General features: G+C 69.7%; 16 protein-coding genes and 1 pseudogene. 7 read left to right on the top strand and 10 right to left on the bottom strand.

The window, feature by feature from the left end:
• Positions 1 to 2 precede the first annotated feature (2 nt).
• Entirely contained in the window at positions 3 to 1,562 is a 1,560-nt protein-coding gene (locus KHC27_RS06270; protein ID WP_213336391.1) for a formate dehydrogenase beta subunit, read from the bottom strand.
• Positions 1,559 to 2,032, bottom strand: a complete 474-nt coding sequence (locus tag KHC27_RS06275) for a formate dehydrogenase subunit gamma (protein ID WP_213336394.1) — start codon at positions 2,030 to 2,032, stop codon at positions 1,559 to 1,561. Before KHC27_RS06275 ends, KHC27_RS06270 begins: the two co-directional genes overlap by 4 nt.
• A 242-nt stretch (positions 2,033 to 2,274) precedes the next feature.
• On the opposite strand from KHC27_RS06275, the gene KHC27_RS06280 reads away from it, so the two are divergent.
• From KHC27_RS06280 to KHC27_RS06295, 4 genes are all read left to right on the top strand, one after another.
• Entirely contained in the window at positions 2,275 to 3,807 is a 1,533-nt protein-coding gene (locus tag KHC27_RS06280) for a YifB family Mg chelatase-like AAA ATPase (protein ID WP_213336397.1), read from the top strand.
• A gap of 212 nt (positions 3,808 to 4,019) precedes the next feature.
• Positions 4,020 to 5,048 (top strand): l-ornithine N(alpha)-acyltransferase, encoded by a 1,029-nt coding sequence (gene olsB, locus KHC27_RS06285; protein ID WP_213336400.1) that lies wholly within the window; start codon positions 4,020 to 4,022, stop codon positions 5,046 to 5,048.
• A gap of 186 nt (positions 5,049 to 5,234) precedes the next feature.
• Positions 5,235 to 5,657: an Hsp20 family protein gene (locus tag KHC27_RS06290; protein WP_213336403.1), complete on the top strand. Its 423-nt coding sequence runs from the start codon at positions 5,235 to 5,237 to the stop codon at positions 5,655 to 5,657.
• 43 nt (positions 5,658 to 5,700) lie between these two features.
• The gene (locus tag KHC27_RS06295) at positions 5,701 to 5,988 is read left to right on the top strand and encodes a BQ00720 family protein (RefSeq protein WP_246519694.1); all 288 of its coding nucleotides are present in this window, start codon (positions 5,701 to 5,703) and stop codon (positions 5,986 to 5,988) included.
• Positions 5,989 to 6,086: 98 nt separating this feature from the next.
• On the opposite strand, the gene gshB is transcribed toward KHC27_RS06295, so the two are convergent.
• The 3 genes from gshB to rsmI form a co-directional block, all read right to left on the bottom strand.
• On the bottom strand, positions 6,087 to 7,040 hold the full coding sequence (gene gshB / locus KHC27_RS06300) for a glutathione synthase (RefSeq protein ID WP_213336406.1): 954 nt from the start codon (positions 7,038 to 7,040) through the stop codon (positions 6,087 to 6,089).
• 108 nt (positions 7,041 to 7,148) lie between these two features.
• Positions 7,149 to 7,514 carry a YraN family protein gene (locus KHC27_RS06305; RefSeq protein WP_425514861.1) on the bottom strand — a complete coding sequence of 122 codons (366 nt, stop codon included), beginning with the start codon at positions 7,512 to 7,514 and terminating at the stop codon, positions 7,149 to 7,151.
• Positions 7,504 to 8,412: a 16S rRNA (cytidine(1402)-2'-O)-methyltransferase gene (rsmI, locus tag KHC27_RS06310; RefSeq protein WP_213336412.1), complete on the bottom strand. Its 909-nt coding sequence runs from the start codon at positions 8,410 to 8,412 to the stop codon at positions 7,504 to 7,506. The genes KHC27_RS06305 and rsmI overlap by 11 nt, the downstream gene beginning before the upstream one ends.
• Before the next feature lie 156 nt (positions 8,413 to 8,568).
• Between rsmI and KHC27_RS06315 the strand changes: the two genes are divergently transcribed.
• Entirely contained in the window at positions 8,569 to 9,789 is a 1,221-nt protein-coding gene (locus tag KHC27_RS06315) for a penicillin-binding protein activator (RefSeq protein WP_213336415.1), read from the top strand.
• 4 nt (positions 9,790 to 9,793) lie between these two features.
• Here KHC27_RS06315 and hemW read toward each other — a convergent pair whose 3' ends face one another.
• The 3 genes from hemW to rph are packed head-to-tail and all read right to left on the bottom strand — an operon-like array spanning position 9,794 to position 12,331.
• Complete coding sequence (hemW, locus tag KHC27_RS06320) at positions 9,794 to 10,978, bottom strand: radical SAM family heme chaperone HemW (protein WP_246519695.1); 1,185 nt, start codon at positions 10,976 to 10,978, stop codon at positions 9,794 to 9,796.
• A complete protein-coding gene (gene rdgB, locus KHC27_RS06325; RefSeq protein ID WP_246519696.1) occupies positions 10,971 to 11,618 on the bottom strand; it encodes an RdgB/HAM1 family non-canonical purine NTP pyrophosphatase in 648 nt (215 codons plus the stop codon). The genes hemW and rdgB overlap by 8 nt, the downstream gene beginning before the upstream one ends.
• The gene (gene rph, locus KHC27_RS06330) at positions 11,618 to 12,331 is read right to left on the bottom strand and encodes a ribonuclease PH (protein WP_213336421.1); all 714 of its coding nucleotides are present in this window, start codon (positions 12,329 to 12,331) and stop codon (positions 11,618 to 11,620) included. The genes rdgB and rph overlap by 1 nt, the downstream gene beginning before the upstream one ends.
• 122 nt (positions 12,332 to 12,453) lie before the next feature.
• Between rph and hrcA the strand changes: the two genes are divergently transcribed.
• Together hrcA and grpE are read left to right on the top strand one after the other, a co-directional pair.
• On the top strand, positions 12,454 to 13,554 hold the full coding sequence (hrcA, locus tag KHC27_RS06335; RefSeq protein ID WP_213336424.1) for a heat-inducible transcriptional repressor HrcA: 1,101 nt from the start codon (positions 12,454 to 12,456) through the stop codon (positions 13,552 to 13,554).
• 84 nt (positions 13,555 to 13,638) lie between these two features.
• The gene (gene grpE, locus KHC27_RS06340) at positions 13,639 to 14,247 is read left to right on the top strand and encodes a nucleotide exchange factor GrpE (protein WP_213336427.1); all 609 of its coding nucleotides are present in this window, start codon (positions 13,639 to 13,641) and stop codon (positions 14,245 to 14,247) included.
• A 28-nt stretch (positions 14,248 to 14,275) separates the two neighbouring features.
• Here the strand turns inward: grpE and KHC27_RS06345 are convergent, their stop codons facing one another.
• Positions 14,276 to 15,229, bottom strand: coding sequence for a hypothetical protein (locus KHC27_RS06345; RefSeq protein ID WP_213336430.1), 954 nt, complete (start codon positions 15,227 to 15,229; stop codon positions 14,276 to 14,278).
• A gap of 46 nt (positions 15,230 to 15,275) precedes the next feature.
• Positions 15,276 to 15,440 (bottom strand): annotated as a pseudogene (locus tag KHC27_RS06350) (alpha-ketoglutarate-dependent dioxygenase AlkB); the annotation flags it as partial.
• Between the last annotated feature and the right edge of the window lie 54 nt (positions 15,441 to 15,494).

The raw sequence follows: 15,494 nt of genomic DNA on the forward strand, positions 1-15,494 counted from the left end.
CCTCACTCGGCAGCTTCGAGCTTGCGCGGCGTCACGCCGAAATCTTCGGGGAAATGGGTCAGCGCGCTCATCACGGGGTACGGGGTAAACCCGCCGAGGGCGCACAGGGATCCAAGCTTCATCGTGTGGCAGAGATCGGTCAGCACCGCGATGTTGGCATCGAGGCGCTCGCGCCGCATGATGCGGTCCATCAGCTCCATGCCGCGGGTCGAGCCGATACGGCAAGGGGTGCACTTTCCGCAGCTTTCCGCCGCACAGAATTCCATCGCGAAACGGGCCATCTTCGCCATATCGGCCGTCTCGTCGAACACGACGATGCCGCCATGGCCGATGAGCGCGTCCTTGGCCGCGAAGGCTTCGTAATCGAACGGCAGATCGAACTGCCACGGCGGAACATAGGCGCCCAGCGGGCCACCCACCTGCGCCGCCTTGACCGGCCGGCCGGAGGCGGTGCCGCCGCCGATATCGTTGATCAACTCGCCGAGGGGAATGCCGAAGGCCGTCTCGAACAGGCCGCCATGCTTCACATTGCCGGCGATCTGGATCGGCATCGTGCCGCGGGAGCGGCCCATGCCGAAATCGGCATATTTCTGCGCGCCGTCGGCCAGGATGTGCGGGACCGCGACCAGCGAGAGCACATTGTTGATGACGGTGGGCTTCTGGAACAGGCCCTTGTGGGCAGGCAGCGGCGGCTTGGCGCGCACGGTGCCGCGCCCGCCTTCCAGGCTGTCCAGCAGCGCCGTCTCCTCGCCGCAGACATAGGCGCCGGCGCCCATCCGCACTTCCATGTCGAAGCTGTACTGCGAGCCGGCGATGTTCACGCCCAGCATGCCGTGGGCGCGGGCGATATCGATCGCCTTCTGCATCGCCCAGATGGCGTGCGGGTATTCCGAGCGGGTGTAGACGAAGCCCTTGGTGGCGCCCACCGCGATACCGGCGATGGTCATGCCCTCGATGAGCTGGAAGGGGTCGCCTTCCATGATCATGCGGTCGGCGAAGGTGCCGCTGTCGCCCTCGTCGGCGTTGCAGACGATGTATTTGCGGTCGGCCTTGGCGTCCGCCACCGTCTTCCACTTGATGGCGGTGGGGAAGCCGGCGCCGCCGCGGCCGCGCAGGCCCGACTTCCTGACTTCCTCGATAATCTCGACCGGACCGAGCGCCAGCGCGCGCTCCAGGCCCTTGTAGCCGCCCATCGCGCAGTAGTCGGAATAGGAGGCCGGATCGACGATGCCGCACCGCGCAAAGGTAAGGCGCGTCTGCCTGGCCATGAAAGGATGATCTTCCGGACGGCCGATGCGCAGCTCATGGGCTCCGCCCTCGAACAGGCCGGCCTCGACCAGCGCTTCGACATCGTCCGCCGAAACCGGGCCGTAGCCGATCCGGCCCTCTGCCGTCCCGACCTCGACCAGCGGCTCCAGCCACAGCATGCCGCGCGAGCCGGTGCGCACGATCTCCACCGGGACGCGCCGCTTCAGCGCGGCCGCTTCGATCGCCGCGGCCACCTCGTCGGCGCCACAGGCGATGGCGCAGGCGTCCTTGGGAACATAAAGACGAATGGTCACGACTGCGCCTCCGCGATCAGGTTGTCGAGCCGGCGCTCGGTGAGGCGGGCCACGATGCGCCCGTCCAGCATGGCGGAGGGCGCGGTGGCGCAGAGGCCGAGACAGTAAATGGGCTCCACGGTGACGCGGCCATCCGCGGTGGTCTCGCCCAGCTTGCAGCCCAGCCGCTGCTCGGCATGGTCGGCCAGCGCGTCGCCGCCGGCGGCCTGGCAGGCCTCGGCGCGGCACAGCTTCAGCACATGGCGGCCGGCCGGCTCGTGACGGAAATCATGGTAGAAGGTGACGACCCCGTGAATCTCGGCGCGCGACTGGTTCAGCGTCTCCGCGAGCATGGGAACCACCGGCTCGGGAACGTAGCCGAAGGTTTCCTGGATCGCATGCAGCATCGGCATGAGCGGACCTTCGAGGTGCACCAACTCGTTGATCACCTCGCGGGCGCGCGCCTCGCTCCAGGGTTCGTAATGGGGCATCTTCTCCCGGCCTTCTTTTAAAGCTTTCCAACCGGAAGATGGACGTCCCTTGTCATGAAATCAATTCGAGTGTTCCGTTCGTCGATAGAACATTTCTATCGTGCCGTTGGCTGGACGGCCGCCCTCCCCGGATCGCGCCTGACGTAGCGGTTCTGAGGATTTTGCCGGCGATGTTCCTTTAATGTTCTTGACGCAATCGCCGCTATCCCCGATCTTCGGTATCAGGCAGGGGGAAGCCGGTCATGGTCCAGCGTGTCGCGACGGTTGCGTTCGAGGGCGTGGACGCACGCCCGGTAGATGTGCAGGTCCAGGTCGCGCCGGGTTTGCCCGCGTTCAATCTCGTCGGCCTGGCTGACAAGGCCGTGAACGAGGCGAAGGAGCGGGTGCGCGCCGCGCTCACCGCCTCCGGCCTGGCCCTGCCGGCCAAGCGTATCACCGTCAACCTCGCGCCCGCGGACCTGCCCAAGGAAGGCAGCCATTACGACCTGCCGATCGCGCTCGGGCTGATGGCCGCCATCGGGGCGCTGCCGTCGGATGCGCTGGACGGGTTCACCGTGGTGGGTGAGCTGGCGCTCGACGGCCGGCTGGCGGCGGTTGCCGGCGTGCTGCCGGCGGCCATCGGTGCGGACGCGCGCGGGCACGGCCTGATCTGTCCGGCGGCCTGCGGACCCGAGGCGGCCTGGGCCAGCCCGGAGATGCCGGTGCTGGCACCCGCGACGCTGATCGAACTCGTGAACCACTTCTCCGGCCGGCAGGTGCTGTCCCGCCCCGAGCCCGGGCTTGAGCCGGAAGGCGCGCCGCTGCCGGACCTTGCCGACGTGAAGGGGCAGGAGAGCGCGAAGCGGGCGCTGGAAATCGCCGCCGCCGGCCGGCACAACCTGCTGTTCATAGGGCCGCCGGGGGCCGGCAAGTCCATGCTGGCGCAGCGGCTGCCCTCGATCCTTCCGCCGCTGGCACCCGCGGAGCTGCTGGAGGTCTCGATGATCGCTTCGGTGGCGGGAACCCTGCAGGGTGGCACGCTGACCAGCCGCCGGCCGTTCCGCGCGCCGCATCACTCGGCCAGCATGGCGGCGATGGTGGGCGGCGGCATGCGCGCGCGCCCCGGGGAGGTGTCGCTCGCCCATAATGGCGTGCTGTTCCTCGACGAACTTCCCGAATTTCAGCCCGCCGTGCTGGATTCCCTGCGCCAGCCGCTGGAAACCGGGGAAGCCGTTATCGCCCGCGCCAATCACCGCATCACCTATCCCGCGCGGTTCCAACTGGTGGCGGCGATGAATCCGTGCCGCTGCGGCCACGCCGGCCAGCCCGGCCACAGCTGCCGCCGCGGACCGCGCTGCGCGGCCGATTACCAGGCTCGGCTGTCGGGTCCGCTACTGGACCGCATCGACCTGCATCTTGAGGTACCAGCGGTGGCGGCGGTGGACCTGGTGCGCCCCGCCCCGGCAGAGCCGAGCGCCGCGGTGGCGGCGCGCGTCGCGGCGGCGCGCTCCATCCAGCGTGAACGGTTCGTTCGGCTGGGCCGGCCGGATCTGTCGAGCAATGCCCAGGCGGCCGGTCCGCTGCTGGAGGCGATCGCCGCGCCGGACGCCGCCGGCACCGCGCTGCTGAGCGACGCCGCACGAATCATGCGGCTCTCGGCGCGGGGCTATCATCGCGTCCTGCGAGTCGCGCGCACACTGGCCGATCTCGCCGGCGCCGAATCGGTCGGCCGGGCCCACCTTGCCGAAGCGCTGGCGTATCGCGCCAGCGCCGATCGTGCCGCCGCCGCGGCCTGAAAGGCAGCGGTGGAGCGGGCAAACCGCAAGATGCGGGAGACCTATAGCCGGCAAATTTTCGGGCAGCCTCCGGCACTTGGCCCTTGCGGCAAGGATCGCCGACGAACCGGCTGTCATACCGTCGTCCGAGAACTGTGATTCTTTCGTCGCCAATCGGGAGCTACACTCCCGGCTTGGCCGCAGATGGCCATGACAGGCGGGGGCTCTGACGGATGACGCATGTGGATGCCGGCGAAGTGATGGACACCGACCGCCGCGTTTCCGCGGTGCCGTTACGGCAGATGTTCCGCCCCGCGCATCTGAAGCCTCTCCTGACGCAGGCCCTCTCGCCGCAGGCGCTGGCAACGCGGTTCCAGCCCGCCCGGCTGGCACCGGCGCTGCGTTCCTATTCCGGCCTGCGCTACCGTGAGAGCCGCGAAGCCGCCGGGCCGGTGACGCTGGGCCGCATCGGCGCGCTGGAAGTCCGCCTCGCCCGTTCGGCTGCCGACGTGCGCCGGGCCCAGCGGCTCCGCTACGAGGTGTTCTACGAGGAGATGTCGGCGACCCCCGCAGCGGCGGCCCGGCTGGCGCGACGCGACTTCGACAGCTTCGACGCCGTTTGCGACCATCTTCTCGTGCTCGACCACGAGGCCGGGCGGATGGTGCTCGGCCGGCGCGAGCCGAAGGTTGTCGGCACCTATCGGCTGCTGCGCCAGGATATCGCCTCGCGCCATGCCGGGTTCTACACCGCCGGCGAATTCGCGGTCGACGCCCTGCTTTCCCGACACCCGGGCCGCCGCTTCCTCGAGCTCGGCCGCTCCTGCGTGCTGCGGCCCTACCGCACCAAGCGCACGGTCGAGCTGCTCTGGCACGGCATCTGGGCCTATGTGCTGCGGCACGGCATCGACGTGCTGTTCGGCTGCGCCAGCCTGGAAGGCACCGACCCCAGGACGTTGGCCCAGCCCCTGTCCTTCCTGCACCACTTCGCGCGCGGCGACGATGAGTGGACGGTGCCCGCGCTTGGCCACCGCGCCACCGCGATGAACCTGCTGCCGCGCGAAGCCGTGCAGGAGAGAGTTGCCCTCAACGCGCTGCCGCCCCTCATCAAGGGCTATCTCCGGCTCGGCGCGCAGATCGGCGAGCACGCCGTCATCGACCACCAGTTCGGCACGATCGACGTGTTCATTGCCCTGCCGATCGAGCGCATCAACCCGCGCTATCTCGGCCATTTCGGCCCCAACGCCGAGCGCCACGCCGCCTGAGGCGGACGCCTGCCCGGGACGCCGTCTCGCGCCACTCCCGTTGTTACGCGCCTGTGCCGGAGTCGTGACCAGCATGAAGCTGGAACGTCTTGCGCCATCCCGCGCACTTTCCCATATGTCGCTCAACCGGTTCGCCTTCGGGGGGCCGGCACAGGCAAAGTCGCTTGAACGAGGGCTTTGGGGCACATGTCGCGTATCCCGTCTCTGTCGAGTCCGTTTCTTCTTGGTTTTGACGAGGTCGAGCGCGCGCTCGACCGCGTGGTGAAGGGATCGGACGGCTATCCCCCCTACAATGTCGAGCGCATCGCCACCGCGAATGCGCCGGAGCGGCTGCGCATCACGCTGGCCGTCGCCGGCTTCACGCGCGAGCAGCTCGACGTCACGCTCCAGGAAAAGGAGCTGGTGATCCGGGGCCGCCAGATCGACGAACCCGGCCGCAGCTTCCTGCATCGCGGGATCGCCGCGCGACAGTTCCAGCGCACCTTCGTCCTGGCGGACGGCATGCAGGTTCTTGGCGCCGAGCTGCGCAACGGTCTGCTCTCGGTCGACCTCGCCCGGCCGGAACCGGAGCGGGTCGTCAAACGTATCGACATAGCCACCGACGAGTAGGGACACGCAAGCCGGTCCCGGCGACCAGACAAGGAGTCGGCTAATGACAAACGAATTCGCATCCAACGGCACGCCGGTCTCCGGCCAGATGCCCGAAGCGCTCTCCCAGGAGGCATTCGCCAATCTGGGTGGCGGCAAGGTCGCCTATGTCCGCTCGATCCGCTCGGAGGACGTGGCCGACCTGTTCCCACAGGCACCGGAGATCGCGCCGGGGCTTGAACTCTTCACCCTGCACGCGGCCGACGGCACGGCCATCGTGCTGACCGACAGCCGCGAGGCGGCCATTGCCAGCGCCCTGCAGAACGAGCTGGAAACGGTGAGCCTGCACTGATCGCGCTTGGGGTGCGGCCATGCCGCACCGGACATATCGAAAGGTCACCACCGCGGCGCGGTGGTGACCTATTTTGTAAGTCCCGCCCCGTCGCCTGTTCAGCCCCGCGTCGCCGCGCGCTTTTCCTCGATGGCGTCCCAGATCAGGCCCGCAATATCCGGACCCCCGAGCCGGCGGACCGCCCGGATGCCCGTGGGCGACGTCACGTTGATCTCGGTGAGGTTGCCACCGATGACATCGATTCCGGTGAAGAGCAGCCCGCGCGCGCGCAGCGCCGGGCCGAGCCGCTCGCAGATCTCCCGCTCCCGCGGGCTGAGATCGGTTTCACGTGCAACACCCCCCCGCACCATGTTCGAGCGTAGGTCGCCGGCGCTCGGCACACGGTTCACCGCGCCGGCGAAAACGCCGTCTACAAGGATGATGCGCTTGTCGCCTTCGCTCACCTCGGGCAGGAAGCGCTGCACCACCCAGGCCTCGCGGAAGGTGCTGGCGAACAGGTCGTAGAGCGAGCCGAAATTGAGGTCGTCGCGGGTGAGACGGAACACCGCCGCGCCGCCATTGCCGTAGAGCGGCTTCACCACGATGTCCCCCTGCTCGTCACGGAACGCCTTGATCTCCTCGAGGTCGCGGGTGATCAGCGTCGGCGGCATCAGGTCCGGGAATTCGGTGACGAAGATCTTTTCCGGCGCGTTGCGGACATGGGCGGGATCATTCACCACCAGCGTGCGCGGGTGAATGCGCTCCAGCAGGTGGGTCGCGGTGACATAGTTCATGTCGAAAGGTGGGTCCTGGCGCATCAGGACCACATCGAACCCGTCGAGCCGGACCCGTTCGCGGGCCCCGAGGCTGAAATGGTTGCCGGGCACGTCGCGCACGGTGACCGGCTCGACGGTGGCATAGAGTTCGCCGTCGCGCAGCGCGAGCCGGTCGGTGGTGTAGACGGCAAGGCTGTGGCCCCGGGCCTGCGCCTCCAGCATCAACGCGAAGGTTGAATCGCCGGCAATGTTGATCCGGTCGATCGGGTCCATCTGGACAGCGACAGTGAGGGTCATGGGACGAGCCTGGGCCAGGCGCCGGGCGGCGCGGATTCAAAGTGAGGTGTCTCGCCCCTGTTTAATCGCTCGCGATGGATTTCGCCATCGACTGGAGAGGAAGCCCGGCTACTCCGCCTCGAAAGCGCCGGCCAGATGCACCGGCGCCCGCCACGGGGCGATCAGGATGACGTCAAGCCGCATGTCGAGCCCGGCAAGCTCTGGGTGCGCGGCAAGATAGGCCTCGGCGGCCGCAGCGATCCGGCGGCGCTGGCGTGGCAGGATGGAATAGGCGGCACCGGTGAGGCTGGAGCGCGCCTTGACCTCGACGAAAAGCAGCAGCGTCCCGGTTCGGGCGATGAGGTCAATCTCGCCCAATGGGGTGCGCACCCGCCGGCCGATGATCGCAAAGCCAAGGTCTTCCAGCAGGGCGCAGGCCCGCTCCTCAGCAGCAAGGCCGCGCGAGAACGCGGCACGGCGCTTCTCAGTCGTCACCCGTGCGCTCCAGCCCGAGCGCACGGGCATAGACGTCGCGACGGGGGCGACCGGTGGCCGCCGCCACCGCAGCGGTGGCGTCCTTCACCGAGAGCGAGCGCAGCGCCTGCCGAAGGGCGGCGTCGATGTCGGCGTCGCTCGCCGCCTCTTCTTCCGGCGGGGCTATGACCAGGACGATTTCGCCCTTCGGCGCCCCGGCTTCCGCGTAATGCGCCGCAAGCTGGGAAAGGGTGGCGCGGCGCACCTCCTCGAACGTCTTGGTAAGTTCCCGGCACATGGCCGCAGGACGCGGGCCGAGCCCTTCGGCGAGATCGGCGAGGCTGTCGGCGAGCCGGGGGCCGCTCTCATAGACCACCAGCGTCGCCGGCAGCGCCCGCAGCTCGGCGATGCGGCTGCGGCGGGCGCCGGATTTCGGCGGCAGGAAACCCTCGAAGAAGAAACGGTCGGTGGGCAGCCCCGCCGCCACCAGAGCGGCGAGACTCGCGGAAGCGCCCGGCAGCGGCACCACTGTCTGGCCCGCGGCGATCGCGCCCGCCACCAGCTTGTAGCCGGGGTCCGAGACGAGCGGCGTTCCCGCATCCGACACCAGCGCGACCGCGCCGCCCTCGGCGATGCGGGCGAGCAGGCGTGGGCGAACGGCCTCGGCGTTGTGTTCGTGATAGGCGGTCAGCGGCGTCGCGATGCCATAGCGCTCCAGCAGCCGGCGGCTGATGCGGGTGTCCTCGCAGGCGACGAGGTCGGCGCCGGCCAGCGTCTCCAGCGCGCGCAGCGTGATGTCGCCGAGATTGCCGATGGGGGTGGCCACTACATAGAGCCCGGCGGCGAGCCGCCCGGCCGGCAGGCTCTGCCCGGCGATCTGGAAGGTCTTGGCGCGCGGCGCCGGCTCGGTCGTGTTCATCGGCCTGTTCTAGCCGCCCGCACCGCGCCCGTCATGTGGTGGAGCGGTTCCCGTCCGGCGGAACGGCGCATTTCGTCGCCGCGGACCGGGCGGGGCTGGCCTGCGGCCTGCGGGCGGCCTAAAAAGAAGATCGTTCCGTCGGACATGCGCGAGGCCATGACAGCATCCTCCGTCCTGCCGACCGGCCTTGGGCCGGCACTCCGCTCTCTGGCGGCGATCGCGCTGTGCTCGCTGATGGCGGCCTGCGGGTCTACCGCGGAGACCGCGCCGCCGCCCGTCGCCGCCATGCCGGCCCAGCCGCAGGCTGCCCCGCCCCAGCCGGAGAACGTGATCGGCACCGGCAGCGTGCGGATCGCGCTGATCCTGCCGCTCGGCGCCAGCGGCAACGCCGCTACCGCGGCGCGGTCGTTGCGCAACGCCGCGGAGCTGGCGCTTGGGGAAGCGGGGGGCGCGGACCTCCAGATCCTCGTCAAGGACGACGGCGGCACCTCGCAGGGCGCGCAGGCCGCCGCGCAGCAGGCGCTGGACGAGGGTGCGCGGGCGATCGTCGGGCCGCTCTTCGCTCACACCGTCGCCGCTGCCGGCGGGGTGGCCCGCCAGCGCAACGTGCCGCTGGTCGGCTTCTCCACCGACACCAATGTCGCCACCCGCGGCGTCTATCTCCTCAGCTTCCTGCCGGAGACTGATGTCGAGCGGGTGGTGCGCTACGCTGCCTCGCAGGGCAAACGCTCCTTCGCCGCCCTCGTGCCGGACAATGCCTATGGCAAGGTGGTCGAAGCCGCGTTCCGGGAAACCGTGCCGGCCACCGGCGGACGCATCGTCGGGCTGGAACGCTACGCCACCGGCTCGGCCGCCGCCTATGCCGAAGCCGCCAAGCGGATCGCGGCGGGCGCCCAGCAGGCCGATGCGCTGTTCATTCCCGACGCGGGGGACGCCGTGCCGCAGATTCTCGCCGCGCTGCAGGCGGCGGGCGTCAATCCCGCCGGCAAGCAGCTCATGGGCACCGGCCTGTGGGATAACCCCCGCCTCGCCGCCAATCCCGCGCTGGCGGGTGGCATCTACGCCGCGCCGGACCCGGCGGGCTACCGCGCCTTCGCCGACCGATACGCCGCGCGCTTCGGCAGCCCGCCGGTGCGCACCGCCTCGCTCGCCCACGATGCCGTCTCTCTCATGGCGGTGATTGTCCGCACCCAGGGGCCGATGGGCATCAGCGATACCGCCATCCAGAATCCCTCGGGCTTCAGCGGTGTCGACGGGGTGTTCCGCTTCCTGGCCGATGGCACGAACCAGCGCGGCCTCGCGGTGATGCGGATCGAGAATGGCGGGATACGGGTGGCCGACCCGGCACCGCGCAGCTTCACCGGCGCCGCGCTCTGAGGCTTTACGCCGCGAGATCGGCGACGATGGCGTCCAGCACTGGAAATCCGGCCGAGGTCACGCGCAGTCGCTCTCCGGCGAGGTCCTCCAGCAGCCCCTGTTCCACCAGCGCGGCGACCCGCGCGGGATCGAGGTCGCGTCCGGCAAGCGCGGCGTAACGGTGGCGGCCGATGCCTTCGCCGAGACGCAGCCCCATCAGCAGGAATTCGTCGGCCTGCTCGCTCCGGCTTAACGCCTCGTCGGTCACGATGCCGTGGCCGGCGGCTTCGACCCGTGAGAGCCAGCTCTCGGGCCCACGCTCCACCATGGTCGCCCGCCGGCCCTCCGGTGTGTCGAGCCGGCCATGGGCGCCCGGGCCGACCCCGGCATACTCGCCATAGCGCCAGTACAGCAGGTTGTGGCGGCTTTCCGCGCCGGGCCGGGCGTGATTGGAAATCTCGTAGGCGGGCAGCCCGACCTCGGCGGTGGTGGCCTGGGTGACGTCCCACAGCGCCCGGGCCACGTCCTCGTCCGGCACCGAAAGCCTGCCGGCGCGGTGCAGGGCGGCGAAGGGCGTGCCATCTTCGATGGTGAGCTGATAGAGTGAGAGGTGCTCGCAGCCCTCCTCGACCGCGCGGATGAGTTCGGCGCGCCAGGCCTCGGGCGTCTGCGCCGGCCGGGCGTAGATGAGGTCGAACGACACCCGTTCGAAGGCCGCACGGGCCACCGCCACCGCCGCCAGCGCCTCGGCGGCGCTGTGCATCCGGCCGAGCGCCTTCAGCGCGGCATCGTCGAGCGCCTGGACACCGAGCGAGACGCGGTTCACGCCCGCCGCCCGGTAGCCGCGGAAACGTCCGGCCTCGACGCTGGTGGGATTGGCTTCCAGCGTGATCTCGGCCCGCGCATCCAGCGGCCATGCGGTGTCGATCGCCTCAAGGATGGCGCCAACCGTGGCCGGCTCCATCAGCGACGGCGTTCCGCCGCCGAAGAACACGCTCGCGGTACGGCGCTGGCCGATCATGCCGCGCATATGGGCGATCTCGGCGCGAAAGGCGGCGATGAAGCGCGCCTGATCCGGCGGCGCGTGGCGGACATGCGAATTGAAGTCGCAATACGGACATTTGGCCAGACAGAACGGCCAGTGCACATAGACGCCAAAGCCCGGATCGTGCGGGGGCAGCACGTCCCGCCGCGGTGTCGCGTCAGCCAAAGTCGGCCCCGAGACAGGCCTCGGCAAGCGCCATGAAGGCGCGGGCGCGGTGGGACAGACCGCGGCCGAGCGGCGGCAGGCCGTGCTTTTCCGCCCCGCTCATTTCGCCGAAGGTGCGGCTGTGGCCATCCGGCAGGAACATCGGGTCATAGCCGAAGCCGGCGGGACCGCGCGGCGGCCAGATGAGGGTGCCCTCGACCACCCCTTCGAAATCTTCCAGGTGGCCATCCGGCCAGGCGAGGCAGAGCGCGGAAACGAAATAGCCGCGTCGCTGGGCGGGATCGACCGCCTCAGCCTCGCGCAGTCCCTCCTCGACCCGCGCCATGGCGGCGGCGAAGTCCTTCTCAGGTCCCGCCCAGCGGGCGGTGAAGAGGCCCGGCGCCCCGCCGAGCGCCTCCACGCACAGGCCGGAATCGTCGGCGAAGGCGGGCAGGCCGGAAGCGGTAGCGGCGGCCACAGCCTTGATGCGGGCGTTTTCGGTGAAGGTGAGCCCGGTCTCTTCCGGCTCCGGCAGGTCGAGTTCGCCCGCCGAGACGGTCTCGACTCCGTAGGGGGCGAGCAGCCCGCGCATTTCCTCGAGCTTGCCGGGATTATGGGTGGCGATGACCACCTTGCCGGCGAGACGGCGGGGCTCGCTCATCACGCCACCGCCAGCTTCTGAAGGTCGACCAGCTTGCCAATGCCCTTGCGGGCCAAGCCGAGCATGGCGTTGAACTCGGCTTCGGTGAACGGCGTCTTCTCCGCCGTGCCCTGGATTTCCACGAAACCGCCCGAGCCGGTCATCACGAAATTCACGTCGGTGTGGGCGTCGGAATCCTCGGCGTAGTCGAGATCGAGCCGGGGTTCGCCGGCAATGATGCCGCACGACACAGCCGCGACATGATCGCGGAGCGGGATGGTCGCGAGCATGCCGCGGCTCTTCATCCAGCTCAGGCAATCGTACAGCGCGACCCAGGCCCCGGTCACCGAGGCGGTGCGGGTGCCGCCATCGGCCTGGATGACGTCGCAGTCGACGGTGATCTGGCGCTCGCCGAGCTTTTCGAGGTCAACGATGGCGCGCAGCGAACGGCCGATGAGGCGCTGGATTTCCTGGGTGCGGCCGGACGGCTTGCCGGCCGTGGCCTCGCGGCGGGTGCGCTCGTGGGTCGCGCGAGGCAGCATGCCGTACTCCGCCGTGACCCAGCCGCGCCCCTGACCCTTCAGCCAGGGCGGCAGGCGTTCCTCCAGGGTGGCGGCGACCAGCACGTGGGTCTCGCCGAACTTGACGAGGCACGAGCCCTCCGCATGGCGCAGCACGCCGCGCTCGAAGCTGACGGCGCGCATCTCGTCGACGGCGCGGCGGGACGGACGCATGGGGAGTTCTCCTGTTGTTCGGCGCCCTTGTACGAGCCTCCCGGCGCTTGCTCAAGGCACTGAGCCTTGAACCCGCGGACATAAGGTCGAATATTGGAGCCAACAGGAGTTTCAGGCGCATCATGGCCCTCGACCCTCTCATCGCATCCCGGGCCCCCGAGCTGGCCCGGCTGGACGAACGTTCCCGCGAGATCTTCCGGCAGATCGTCGAAACCTATCTCGCGACCGGCGAACCGGCGGGCTCGCGCAACATTTCACGCCTCATCCCCATGACGCTGTCGCCCGCCTCGGTGCGCAACGTCATGGCGGACCTCGAGGCGGCCGGCCTCATCTTCGCGCCGCACACCAGCGCCGGCCGGCTGCCGACCGAGCGCGGGCTGCGCTTCTTCGTCGACGCGCTGCTGGAAATCGGCGACGTTTCGGAGGACGAGCGCAACAGCATCGAGACGCAGGTGCGCGCCGCCGCCCGCGGCAAGACGGTGGAAGGCGTGCTGGCGGAAGCCTCGACCTTGCTGTCCGGCCTTTCCCGCGGCGCCGGGGTGGTGACCGCCACCAAGAGCGACGCCCGGCTGAAGCACATCGAATTCGTCGCGCTCGACCCCAGCCGTGCCCTGCTCATCCTCGTGGCGGACGACGGCGAGGTCGAGAACCGGCTGGTGCCGCTGCCGCCGGGACTGCCGGCGTCGGCGCTGGTGGAGGCGACCAATTTCCTCAATGCCCGGACCCGCGGCCGGACCCTCGCGGAACTCCGCACGGAGGTCGAGCGCACCCTCGCCGCCCGCCGGGCCGAGCTGGACGAGATCACCGCCCGTGTGGTCGAGACCGGGCTGGCGAGCTGGTCGGGCGGGGACAAGATGGAACGCCGGCTGATCGTCCGCGGCCAGGCCAAACTGCTGCACGATCTTCGCGCCATCGAGGATCTGGAACGCATCCGCCTGCTGTTCGACGATCTCGAAACCAAGCAGGAGGTGGTCGACCTGCTCGGCAGGGCGGAGGAGGCGCAGGCGCTGCGCATCTTCATCGGCTCGGAGAACAACCTGTTCTCCATGTCCGGCTCCTCGACCATCGTCGCGCCCTATCGCGACGGGCATGGCCGGGTCGTGGGCGTGCTCGGCGTCATCGGTCCCACCCGGCTGAACTACGCCCGGATCGTGCCGATGGTGGACTTCACCGCCCGGGTCGTCAGCCGCGTGCTGGGCGGGCCCGGAGCCGACGCGGCTTGATTTTTCCGCCTCGTCACCCGATATGGCGGACGATTGCACGGCTTCGTGAAGCCCTGCCCGACTCCGATTTCCCGAGAGGTTTTCATGAGCGAAGACACCCGCAACCCGGCGGAAGAGCCCGAAGTCACGGCGACGCCGGAAGACACCGCGGCGGCGGCCGATCCGGCTGCGGAGTTCGCCGCCGAGAAGGAGCGCCTCGAAGCCGAGATCGCGGCGCTGAAGGACAAGTTCCTGCGCGCCTTCGCCGAGGCCGACAATGTGCGCCGCCGCGCCGAGCGCGAAGTGGCCGATGCGAAGATCTACGGCATTTCGAGCTTTGCCCGGGACGTGCTGACCCTGTCGGACGATTTCGAGCGCGCCCTCGGCGCGATCGACGCCGAGGCCCGGGCCAACGCGCAAGGCACGCTCAAGACACTGCTCGAAGGCATCGACCTCACCTCCCGCTCGCTGTCGCAGACCCTCGCCAAGCACGGCGTGACGCGGATCGAGGCGGAAGGCACCCGGTTCGATCCCAATCTGCATCAGGCGATGTTCGAGGTGCCGAACCCCAACGTGCCCTCGGGCACCGTCGTCCAGGTCATCCAGCCCGGCTACACGATCGGCGGCCGGGTCCTGCGCCCCGCCATGGTGGGCGTCGCCCGGGGCGGTCCCAAGGCCGTTCAGGCCGAGGAAGCCGCCGACCGGCCGAACTGAGCCGCCGTGCGGCGGGGCCGGCTGCGCCTCAGCGCAGCTGCACCCCGTCGCGCAGCGCCCGCATCTCGTCGAAGGTCGCGTCGAACCCCTCGGCAGGGGCAACGCCGATCATGCGGATGAAGCCGGTGCGGCCGAAGCTGATCCACTGGGCGACCTTCATATCCTTGTCGCTGTGGACGTCGAGCGCGGTGGCGACGATCTCGCTGCCCGGCATCCCGCCGATCCGCAGCGGCCCGCCCCGCTCGACCCGCAGCTCCTTGACCCCGGGAACGCTGGCGATGGCGCGCTTGGCGAAGCTCTCCCGCTGGTCCTCGCGCACGTCGCCCTGTCCCACGGAAACGATGAAATAGGGCTGGCCGCTGCCGGCCATCTCGTTGCTGGCGCCTTTGGTGAGCAGCACCGTGCCGGGCCCGAACACCTTCACGATCCGGTAGCCCTCCGGCAGGGCGAGCGTGAAGGGCAGCGCCGCCATCTGCTCCTCCTGGGTCGGCGGCCGGCGGAAGACGATGCTGCGCAGCGCGGCCTCCACCACCGCATCGGGATAGAGGTCGGCGGCAAGGTCAGGATACTGCACCGTGGCCAGCGCGGCGGCCTTGTCGGTCCGCACCAGCGCGATCCACTTGCGCAGCGTGACGGTGCCCACTGTCTGGGTGCCGGTCAACAGCGTGCCGCTGCCGCCGCCCGCATCGAGCTTCAGGTCGCGGCGGGCGGTGACAGTGATGCCCTGGGTCGCCAGCGCCTCGTCGGTGAAATCCTTCGCCACCGTGTCGAAGGCATCGAGCGGGACATCCAGCAGCAGGATGGTCGCCTTGGCGGCGCGGTCCTCGAAGCCGGCAACGCCGTTGGCCTCGACCATGCGGCCCGGCGGCTGCATGCCGACCAGGCCGCCGCCGGGAAAGACGGGCGGCTGGTCGGCCGCGCGCAGGCTGCCGGGCAAAGCGAGGGCGAGAAGGACGAGAAGGCCGGTCCAGAACTGACGCATGCAGGCTCCAACGATCGACCGGCGCGACGAGCGGCCGGTGCGGGATTTACGCCGGATTGACGCGGCGGAGGGTCAAATTGATCCGCCCGCCCTGTTTGAGCAAGGTCGAGGTTCCCGACAACACGCGATCGATACCGTGAAAGGCCAGCCGGCTCGCTCCCGCCAGCAGCAGCGCGTCGCCGGAGCCGAGCCGCACCGAGCGGGTGGGGTCTGCAGATTCCGACGTTCATCCGGCCGGGTTTCCAATCGTCATCCGGCCAGCATT

The organism is Ancylobacter lacus, from assembly GCF_018390635.1.
Taxonomy (GTDB): Bacteria; Pseudomonadota; Alphaproteobacteria; order Rhizobiales; family Xanthobacteraceae; genus Ancylobacter; species Ancylobacter lacus.

Bases quoted from the DNA above. Each gene is read 5' to 3' on its own strand.
- grpE (WP_213336427.1), top strand. From the start codon at position 13,639: ATGAGCGAAGACACCCGCAACCCGGCGGAAGAGCCCGAAGTCACGGCG.
- KHC27_RS06295 (WP_246519694.1), top strand. From the start codon at position 5,701: ATGACAAACGAATTCGCATCCAACGGCACGCCGGTCTCCGGCCAGATG.
- rdgB (WP_246519696.1), bottom strand. From the start codon at position 11,618: ATGAGCGAGCCCCGCCGTCTCGCCGGCAAGGTGGTCATCGCCACCCAT.
- KHC27_RS06280 (WP_213336397.1), top strand. From the start codon at position 2,275: ATGGTCCAGCGTGTCGCGACGGTTGCGTTCGAGGGCGTGGACGCACGC.
- rsmI (WP_213336412.1), bottom strand. From the start codon at position 8,412: ATGAACACGACCGAGCCGGCGCCGCGCGCCAAGACCTTCCAGATCGCC.
- gshB (WP_213336406.1), bottom strand. From the start codon at position 7,040: ATGACCCTCACTGTCGCTGTCCAGATGGACCCGATCGACCGGATCAAC.
- KHC27_RS06345 (WP_213336430.1), bottom strand. From the start codon at position 15,229: ATGCGTCAGTTCTGGACCGGCCTTCTCGTCCTTCTCGCCCTCGCTTTG.
- KHC27_RS06290 (WP_213336403.1), top strand. From the start codon at position 5,235: ATGTCGCGTATCCCGTCTCTGTCGAGTCCGTTTCTTCTTGGTTTTGAC.
- rph (WP_213336421.1), bottom strand. From the start codon at position 12,331: ATGCGTCCGTCCCGCCGCGCCGTCGACGAGATGCGCGCCGTCAGCTTC.
- olsB (WP_213336400.1), top strand. From the start codon at position 4,020: ATGACGCATGTGGATGCCGGCGAAGTGATGGACACCGACCGCCGCGTT.
- KHC27_RS06275 (WP_213336394.1), bottom strand. From the start codon at position 2,032: ATGCCCCATTACGAACCCTGGAGCGAGGCGCGCGCCCGCGAGGTGATC.
- hrcA (WP_213336424.1), top strand. From the start codon at position 12,454: ATGGCCCTCGACCCTCTCATCGCATCCCGGGCCCCCGAGCTGGCCCGG.
- KHC27_RS06315 (WP_213336415.1), top strand. From the start codon at position 8,569: ATGACAGCATCCTCCGTCCTGCCGACCGGCCTTGGGCCGGCACTCCGC.